Source organism: Kitasatospora sp. NPDC047058 (assembly GCF_040643935.1).
Taxonomy (GTDB): domain Bacteria; phylum Actinomycetota; class Actinomycetes; order Streptomycetales; family Streptomycetaceae; genus Kitasatospora.
In genome coordinates this window covers 1-1,635 of record NZ_JBEYVJ010000820.1, presented here as the reverse complement: position 1 = coordinate 1,635, position 1,635 = coordinate 1, and the positions used below count along the sequence as shown (strand labels likewise).

1 protein-coding gene and 1 pseudogene are annotated in these 1,635 nt (G+C 76.3%); both read right to left on the bottom strand.

The annotated features are described in order from the left end of the window. Window positions 1-230, bottom strand: a pseudogene (locus ABZ885_RS40805) (pirin family protein); the annotation flags it as partial. Between the two features lie 147 nt (window positions 231-377). Next, entirely contained in the window at window positions 378-1,457 is a 1,080-nt protein-coding gene (locus tag ABZ885_RS40800) for an alpha/beta hydrolase-fold protein (RefSeq protein WP_360200221.1), read from the bottom strand. Between the last annotated feature and the right edge of the window lie 178 nt (window positions 1,458-1,635).

Sequence of the window (1,635 nt, the reverse complement as noted above, 5' to 3'; positions counted from 1 at the left end):
GGATGCGGCGGGACCTGCATGCCCGGCTCGTCCGCGATGTCGTCCGGACCGTAGTGGTCCACGAAACACCACGCCCCCACCATCCGACGCCCCAGGTTCGGCAACAGCCGGCGGACCACCGTGCTCTCGCCGAGCCGGACCTGACGGGTGGTCAGCAGCTCGTGGACCGGGCCGGTGCCGGCCTCGCCGCCGCAGCGGGTGGGTGCGGGCTTGAGGTCGAGGTTGCTCATGGCGCGGATCCACCACCGTACGGTCGGGGGCCGGAGGGTCGGTCACGACGGGCGGGCCGTCGGTCACGATCCTCCACCACCCGGTGGTGTTCCTCCACCGCAGCGGACGCCCCCGGGGCGGCCCGGGTGCGCCACCGGGGGCCAGGGTCAGCCGGTGCCGCGGTTGGCCAGGGCGTGGCCGAGGAAGGAGACCGCGTCCGGCAGGACCTTCTTCCAGTACGCGGCGTCGTGCGCGCCCGGGGTGAAGCGGGCCTGGACGGTCTCACCGGCCAGCTTGCGGGCGGCGTCGCAGAACTGGTCCTCGGTGCCGCACCAGACGCCGATCGGGCGGCCGTGCGGCTGGTCCTGGTGGAGCAGCGGCTCGTGTTCGCGCCAGTCGGCCTCGTCCTTGAAGACGCCGACCGCCTTGGCGTCCGCCCAGCTGCGGAACAGGGCCGGGCTGAGGGCGGCCACCGGGCCGAAGGCCGCACCGCGGTTGCGGGCGTAGCGGAGCGAGCCGAAGCCGCCCATCGAGATGCCCATCGCGGCGTCGGGCGGGCGCAGCCCCTGCTTGGCGAGCCAGCCGGGCAGTTCGTCCAGCAGCATCTTCTGCGGGTCGTCACCGGACGCGGTGCGCCGCCAGTACGTCGCGTCGCCGCCGTCGACGGCGACCACCGCGAACGGGGGGACGCCGGCCGCGATGGCGGCGACCAGGATCTGCGGCAGCCCGAGGTCGGTCCAGGCCTGGGAGGTGGCGCTGCGGCCGTGCAGGGCGACGCAGACCGGAAGGTCGGCCGGGCGGGCGACGCCCTCCGGGATGATCGTGATCATCTTGACGGCGATGCCGCCGCGGGCCGCCGAGTGCTGCTCCTCGTTGCGCAGCGAGGGGACGACGGCGGCCGAGGCGCTGGCCGACGGCGTGCCGGAGGGGGTGGGCGAGGGCGGTGCGGTGGACGCTCCGGGGCCGGCCGGGCCGGCCGGGTCCGGCGCGTTGCCGCCCAGGGCGACCGCCGTACCGATGCCGACGGCGGTGAGCCCGCCGAGCCCGAGCCCGGCCTTCAGCAGGCCGCGCCGCCCGAGCAGCCCGGACAGCGCCGACCCGGGCGCGGCCGCGCCGGTCACGGGCGGCGTCACGGGCAGTGGCGGGGCCGGGGGCAGCGGCGGCGCTGCGGGCGGCGGCGGCACCGCCACCGCCTGCGGGCCTGCGCCGGCTCCGGTGTAGCCACTCCCCTGGTGGTCCAGGTCCACGGTTCTCCCCTCCGAAAGTCAGCGAGCACTGTACGTCGGAAACGCTCGCCACTTCGCACCGCATCCGTCACAGCCGATCGGAAGTCGATCACGACCGGTCATTGCGGGGCACACTCGGCCCCGGCCGGCCGCCCCCGTACGCGGCCGTCCGTCCCCGGCGGCGGCCGGCGCCGTGTGC